Source organism: Kitasatospora sp. NPDC056446, assembly GCF_042796115.1.
In the GTDB taxonomy this organism is placed as follows: domain Bacteria; phylum Actinomycetota; class Actinomycetes; order Streptomycetales; family Streptomycetaceae; genus Kitasatospora.
This window is the reverse complement of record NZ_JBHTRF010000147.1, coordinates 1-6,452: the sequence shown is the minus strand read 5'-3', so window position 1 is coordinate 6,452 and position 6,452 is coordinate 1. Positions and strand designations below refer to the sequence as shown.

The 6,452-nt window shown below is 75.0% G+C and carries 7 protein-coding genes; all 7 read left to right on the top strand.

Going from position 1 to position 6,452, the window contains the following annotated elements:
• Positions 1–75 precede the first annotated feature (75 nt).
• The 7 genes from ACFQ6N_RS39820 to ACFQ6N_RS39790 all read left to right on the top strand — a co-directional run bounded on the left by ACFQ6N_RS39820 (position 76) and on the right by ACFQ6N_RS39790 (position 6,431).
• Positions 76–729, top strand: coding sequence for a GntR family transcriptional regulator (locus ACFQ6N_RS39820; protein WP_380659057.1), 654 nt, complete (start codon positions 76–78; stop codon positions 727–729).
• Between the two features lie 66 nt (positions 730–795).
• Positions 796–1,392 (top strand): GNAT family N-acetyltransferase, encoded by a 597-nt coding sequence (locus ACFQ6N_RS39815; RefSeq protein WP_380659056.1) that lies wholly within the window; start codon positions 796–798, stop codon positions 1,390–1,392.
• A gap of 398 nt (positions 1,393–1,790) precedes the next feature.
• Positions 1,791–2,216: a hypothetical protein gene (locus ACFQ6N_RS39810; protein WP_380659055.1), complete on the top strand. Its 426-nt coding sequence runs from the start codon at positions 1,791–1,793 to the stop codon at positions 2,214–2,216.
• Between the two features lie 136 nt (positions 2,217–2,352).
• The gene (locus tag ACFQ6N_RS39805; RefSeq protein WP_380659054.1) at positions 2,353–2,709 is read left to right on the top strand and encodes a hypothetical protein; all 357 of its coding nucleotides are present in this window, start codon (positions 2,353–2,355) and stop codon (positions 2,707–2,709) included.
• Between the two features lie 59 nt (positions 2,710–2,768).
• Positions 2,769–3,941 (top strand): PLP-dependent cysteine synthase family protein, encoded by a 1,173-nt coding sequence (locus tag ACFQ6N_RS39800; protein ID WP_380659053.1) that lies wholly within the window; start codon positions 2,769–2,771, stop codon positions 3,939–3,941.
• A complete protein-coding gene (locus ACFQ6N_RS39795; protein ID WP_380659052.1) occupies positions 3,938–5,221 on the top strand; it encodes an MFS transporter in 1,284 nt (427 codons plus the stop codon). The genes ACFQ6N_RS39800 and ACFQ6N_RS39795 overlap by 4 nt, the downstream gene beginning before the upstream one ends.
• Positions 5,222–5,546: 325 nt before the next feature.
• Complete coding sequence (locus ACFQ6N_RS39790; RefSeq protein WP_380659051.1) at positions 5,547–6,431, top strand: S1 family peptidase; 885 nt, start codon at positions 5,547–5,549, stop codon at positions 6,429–6,431.
• Positions 6,432–6,452: the final 21 nt, after the last annotated feature.

The following is a 6,452-nucleotide window of genomic DNA, read 5'->3' as shown; positions in this document are numbered from 1 at the left end:
CCGTCGCACGGCGGCCGGGCGACGGCACCCGTCGCCCGGCCGGTACGCTACGGACCCGGAAAGAAGGGAAGCCCGATGGCGATCGAGCGGCGACCGCTGCGCGAGCAGGTGAAGGACGAACTCCTGGAGCAGCTCGGCCACGGCCGGTTCACCCCCGGCGAGTCGATCAACGAGGTCCACCTCGCCGAGGAACTGGGCGTCAGCCGGACCCCCCTGCGCGAGGCCCTGATCAGCCTCGAACGCGAAGGCATCATCACCAGCGAACGCGGCAAGGGCTTCCGCTTCGCCCCCACCGGAAAGCAGGAGTTCCTCGACCTCACCGCGATCCTGATCGCCCTGGAGTCGCTCGCCCTGCGCACCTCGGACCCGGCCCACCTGTCCGCCATCGCCCCCCGGCTGCTCGCCGAGGCCCGCGCCTTCTCCGCCCCCCAGGCCCCGCACGGCACGATAGAGCGCTACGACGACGCCTGGCACGCCCTGCTGCTCTCCGGCTGCGCCAACACCCGTCTGCGCGACATGATCGAATCGCTGAAACTGACCCTGCACCGCTACGAGCGGGTGGTGGTCGGCGACCACGAGATCCTCGAACGCGCCGCCGAGGAGCACGAGCGGATCGCCCAGTGCCTCCTCGACGGCGACACCGACCAGGCCGTCGCCGCACTGGAGGCCAACTGGACCAGCGGCATGGAACGCATCCTCGAACGCCTCCCCCCGGTCGCCGCCCGCTGACCCGCCGGCACCCGCCGGCCGGGAAACCGTTTGCCGGATGAGGCGGGCACGCACCATCCTCGCTCCATGACACACCCGGAGCACCCCGCGACCCCGGCCTCCCCCGAGCCCGTCATCGTCCTGGACGGGCTGACCCTGCGCCGCTTCGCCGGCGAGGCGGACCTGCCGGAGCTCTTCACCGTCATCGAGGAGTCGCTGGAGCACCTGCGGCCGTGGATGCCGTGGGTCGCCGCGCACGGCCGTGCCGCGACCACCGAGTACCTGGCCACCCGGGCGGGCTGCTGGGCGGACGGCCGGGACTTCTCCTACGCGGTGGTGCTGGACGGCGCCATCGTCGGTGCCTGCGGCATGTACCGGCGCGAGGACTCGCCGGCCGGCTCGCTGGAGATCGGCTACTGGCTGCACCCCGCCGCCACCGGGCGCGGCCTGGCCACCCGGGCCGCCGAGGCCCTGGTCGAGCAGGCCTTCCGGCTGCCCTGGGTGAGCAACGTCGAGATCGTCCACGACCCGGCCAACCTCGCCAGCGCCGCCGTCCCGGCCCGGCTCGGCTTCACCGAGCACCTGCGCCGCCCCTCCCCTGCGGTCGCCCCCGCCGAGACGGGCGAGGAGCAGGTGTGGCGGCTCACCCGGACGCGACGGCAGGCGGCGGACGCCCGACCGTGACCCCGGCGATCCGCGGCCGTGGGGGAGGCACGCGGACCGCCGGGCGCGCCGACCGGACGGGACGGTCCGGCGGCACCGGGGAACGGACGCGGTGGAGGCCTCGCCTCCACGCGGAGCGCCCCTTTCGAACCCCGCTGCCCCGCCGCGGACCCTCACCCGCGGCATCGTGCGTCCGTTCCCACGCCTCGGAGACCTCGCCCGGCCGCCCCGATAACACTTTCTTCCGATCACCCACCGGAGCACTCGCCGGAGCACTCGCCGGAGCACGTCACCGGATCAGCCCGCCTGATCGGGCCGCCTGATCGGGCCGCAGGATGGCGAGTTGACGATCCTTGACGGTTCGTCATATCAATCGGACGCGCTATGGACGGGCGCGGAACTCGGGTTAGGATCACGGTGTGGTCACCGCCCAGTCGCCGTTGCGTACACGACGCGCCCGCCCCCGAGGGGTGGCGGCGCGTCTGCTCTGGCTGGGCGCGCTACTGGTGGCCGTGTTCGCGGCGCACGGGCTGAGCGTGGAGAACGGCGCCGGACACACCGACCTCAGCCGGATCGTCTGGTCCGAGCAGGCCCCGGCGCCCTGCGACGACGCGCACGCCGCGCAGCCCGCGCACCAGGAGCAGCACGACGACGACCACCCCGGTGGCGAGTGCCTCTCCGGGAAGCCCGAGGACGGGCCGGGTACGGACGTCGCCGGCTCGGCCGTCCGGGTCCAGCCCGCCGCCGTCCCCGCGCCGACGGCGCCCTCGGCGGGCCCGGCGGACGGCACCGCCGCCACCGGGGCGCCCGAACTCCCGCACCGGATCGCGCGCCTGAGGGTCTAGAGCGGCCCCGGGCCCTGCCACGCCCCGCTCCGCGGCGCGTGTCGGCAGCCCTGCCCACGCCCGCTCCTCCCGCCCCGCCGACCCCGGTCGGCTGCCGATACCGCTGCCGCCGTGTGCGGCCGCGCGGAGTCCCGTCATGCCCATCCGGCTCCTGACAGTCCTGTTCCTCGGCCTGCTCTCGCTGCTGCCCGTCGGCTGCGCGCAGCAGCACCGCGACGCCCACCCGGCCCGCTGGCCCACGGCCGCCACCGCCGAACCGCACGGCCCACCCGCCGGCTCGACGCAGCGGCACTGCGCGGCCGGGGAGGCCGGCGAAGCCGTCGCGCCCACGGCCCGGTCCGTCCGGCCCTCCGCCGCGCCCGCCCCGTCCTCCTCCGTCACCCGCGAGGCCGGTGCTTCGGCCCCCGGGGGCCGCACGGCGTCCGCCGCGCGCACCGCCCGTGCGCCCGGGCCGAGAGGCCCACTGCTCGCCACCGGCCGGTGGCGGATATAGGAGCCCGGCGTCCGCCCCGAGCTCCCGCTGTCCGCCAACGTCCCGACAGGAGACGAGACATGACCTTCCTCCGTACGACCTCCCACCACACCGCGCCCGGCACCGGGTGGCCCACCGCCCATCGGGCGGACGACCGTTCCGCGCTCACCGGCCTGGTCGGCAACACCCCGGTGTTGCGGATCGGCGAGCCGCTCGCCCCGGCGGGCCGCGGTTTCTGGGCCAAGCTGGAGGGCTTCAACCCCGGCGGCATCAAGGACCGGCCCGGGCTGCACATGGTCGAACGGGCCCGGGCACGCGGCGAGTTGCTCCCGGGTGGCCGGATCATCGAGTCCACGAGCGGCACGCTGGGCCTGGGCCTCGCGCTGGCCGGCATGGTCTACCGGCACCCGGTCACGCTGGTCACCGACCCCGGACTGGAGCCCACCATGACCAGGCTGCTCACCGCCTACGGCGCCGAGGTGGAACAGGTCGCCAGCCCCCACCCGCAGGGCGGCTGGCAGCAGGCCCGGCGCGAGCGGGTGGCCGAGCTGCTGGCCCGGCACCCCGGCGCCTGGTGCCCCGACCAGTACAACAACCCGGACAACACGACCGCCTACACCCCGCTGGCCCTCGAACTCGCCGCCGCACTGGGGCACATCGACATGCTGGTGTGCAGTGTCGGAACCGGCGGGCACTCGGCCGGGATCTCCCGGGTGCTGCGCCAGCTCCAGCCCGGGCTGCGGGTGGTCGGGGTGGACACCGTCGGCTCCACCATCTTCGGCCAGCCCGCCCGTACCCGGCTGATGCGCGGCCTCGGTTCCAGCATCCACCCGCGCAACGTCGCGTACGGGGCCTTCGACGAGGTCCACTGGGTCGCCCCCGCCGAGGCCGTCCGGACCTGCCGCCGGCTGGCCGCCTCACACTACGCCACCGGCGGCTGGAGCGTCGGCGCGGTCGCCCTGGTGGCGGGCTGGCTGGCCCGTACCCAGCCCGCGGACACCCGGATCGCGGCGGTCTTCCCGGACGGGCCGCAGCGCTACCTCGGCACCGTCTACGACGACGACTACTGCGCCGCGCACGACCTGCTGGACCATCCCCCGGCCGACGACCCGGACGAGCTCGCCCGGCCCGACGAGCGGGAGGTCACCCGCTGGACCAGGTGCACCGAGGTGGTCGACCCGCTGGCCCCCACGAGCGCGTCCGCGAGCCTGCCCACGAGCGCGTCCGCGAGCATGCCCGGGGGCTCCGCATGAGGGAGAGCATCGCCCGGTTCCGGGGCCACGAGCGCAGCGTCCGGCTGTTGATGGTCAACCAGTTCACCATCAACCTCGGCTTCTACATGCTGATGCCGTACCTGGCCGCGCACCTGTCCGGCACCCTCGGGATGGCCGGCTGGACGGTCGGGCTGGTGCTGGGCGTGCGCAACTTCACCCAGCAGGGCATGTTCCTGGTGGGCGGCACGCTGGCCGACCGGTTCGGCTACAAACCGCTGATCGTGGCGGGTTGTCTGCTGCGCACCGCCGGCTTCGCCGCGCTCGGCCTCTCCGCCGCGCTCCCGGCCCTGATCGCGGCCTCGGCGGCGACCGGGCTGGCGGGGGCGCTGTTCAACCCGGCGGTCCGGGCGTACCTCGCGCGGGACGCGGGCGAGCAGCGGGTGGCGGCGTTCGCCCTGTTCAACGTCTTCTACCAGGCGGGCATCCTGCTCGGCCCGCTGGTCGGCATGGCGCTGGCCGCGGTGGACTTCCGCACCACCTGCCTGGTCGCGGCCGGGGTGTTCGCGGTGCTCAGCGTGGTGCAGATCCGTTCCCTCCCGGCCCGGCGGGGCGAGGAGCCGGCCGACGGCGGAGCGGAGCGCCCCGGGGTCCTGGCGCAGTGGCGCGGGGTGCTGGCCAACCGCCCGTTCCTGCTCTTCGCGGGCGCGATGACCGGCTCGTACGTGCTGTCCTTCCAGGTGTACCTGGCGCTGCCGCTGGAGATCCGGCGGCTGGGCGGCAGCGGTACGGCCGGGACGACGGCCACGGCGCTGCTGTTCGTGGTGTCCGGGCTGAGCACGATCCTGCTGCAGAGCAGGGTCACCGCGTGGTGCCGGGCGCGGACGACCCCGGGTGGTGCGCTGGTCGCGGGGCTGGTCACGATGGGTGCGGCCTTCCTCCCGCTGCTCGCCGCCTCGGCACTGCCGGTGCCCGGGCCCGGGCCCGCCCGGTGGGCGCTCGCGGCCGGACCGCCGGCCCTGGCCGCGCTGCTCCTGGCCGTGGGCACGATGATCGCGTACCCCTTCGAGATGGACACCGTGGTCCGCCTCTCCGGGGAGCGTCTGGTCGCCACCCACTACGGGCTCTACAACACCGTCTGCGGGGTCGGCATCACCCTCGGGAACCTGCTGACCGGCGCCGCCCTGGACGCGGCCCGCGCGGCGGGGCTCGCCGCGCTCCCCTGGCTGGCGCTGTGCGCACTCGGTCTGCTCTGCGCGCTCGCCCTGCACGCCCTGCAGCGCGGCAGGCTGCTCGTCGGGCCCGAGGCGGTGCCCGCGTAGGGCGTGTCGGACACACCCTCGGAAACGCCCTCATACACGCCCTCGGAAACGCCCGGGGCCGGCCCGGGTCCGCCCGGGCCGGCGCCGTGGCTGCCTGACGGGTAGCCCCGGACGGCGGATCCGCGCGCGTCAGGCAGCGCGGGTCCGCCGACACCCGGCCGGGAAGCTTGTCCGGAATGGCCTGTTTCCTCATACTTCCGGTCAGCGCCTGTCAGGGGCAGACCATCCGTCGTGCCTCCGAACGGCACCGCTCGGACTCCGCCCACCGTCTGACCGCGCCTCACGGCCCCGACCCCCAGGGGCCCTCACTCCCAGGAGGAGATCGGTGAGGACCAAGCGCGGGACCCCCCGCACCGGCACCACCCGCCGCACCCGTCTGGCGGCCGTGGCCCTCGGCCTGCTGACCGCCACCGCGGTCGCCGTGCCGGGCGCCGCGGCCGCCCCCACCCCCGGCCCCGAGGCCGGCCTGCTCGCGGCCGTCAGCGACGCCGTCCTGAACGCCGAGGTCGACGGCACCGCCTGGTACGTCGACGAGGCCGCCGGGCGCGTCGTGGTGACCGCCGACAGCACCGTCACCCCGGAGGCCCTCGACCGGATCGTGAGCGCCGCCGGCGAGGACGCGCAGATCCTGGACATCCACCGCGTCCCGGGCGCGTTCACCCCGCTGCTCGCCGCCGGGGACGCCATCTACGGCGGCCAGTACCGCTGCTCACTCGGCTTCAACGTGGTGAACGGCAGCGCCCACTACTTCCTCACCGCCGGGCACTGCGGCAACGTCGCCTCCCAGTGGTACACCGACGCCGCCCACAAGACGGCGATCGGCCCCACCGTCTCCTCGACCTTCCCCGGCCACGACTACGCCCTGGTCCGCTACGACAACTCCGCCCTGAGCCGCCCCGGCGGGTTCACCTCGGCCCCGAACGCCTACGTCGGCGAGGCGGTCAAGCGCACCGGCTCGACCACGGGCACGCACGGCGGGACCGTCACCGGGCTCAACGCGACCGTGCGCTACACCGACGGCGGCATCGTCCGCGGCCTGATCCAGACGAACGTCTGCGCCGAGCCCGGCGACTCCGGCGGCCCGCTGTTCGACTCCGCCAAGGCGCTGGGGCTGACCTCGGGCGGCAGCGGCGACTGCACCTCGGGCGGGACGACCTTCTTCCAGCCGGTGAACGCGGCGCTCACCGCGTACGGCGTGAAGGTGTACTGAGCCCCTCCCCCGGGACCGGCC

Bases quoted from the DNA above. Each gene is read 5' to 3' on its own strand.
- ACFQ6N_RS39820 (WP_380659057.1), top strand. From the start codon at position 76: ATGGCGATCGAGCGGCGACCGCTGCGCGAGCAGGTGAAGGACGAACTC.
- ACFQ6N_RS39815 (WP_380659056.1), top strand. From the start codon at position 796: ATGACACACCCGGAGCACCCCGCGACCCCGGCCTCCCCCGAGCCCGTC.
- ACFQ6N_RS39805 (WP_380659054.1), top strand. From the start codon at position 2,353: ATGCCCATCCGGCTCCTGACAGTCCTGTTCCTCGGCCTGCTCTCGCTG.
- ACFQ6N_RS39800 (WP_380659053.1), top strand. From the start codon at position 2,769: ATGACCTTCCTCCGTACGACCTCCCACCACACCGCGCCCGGCACCGGG.
- ACFQ6N_RS39795 (WP_380659052.1), top strand. From the start codon at position 3,938: ATGAGGGAGAGCATCGCCCGGTTCCGGGGCCACGAGCGCAGCGTCCGG.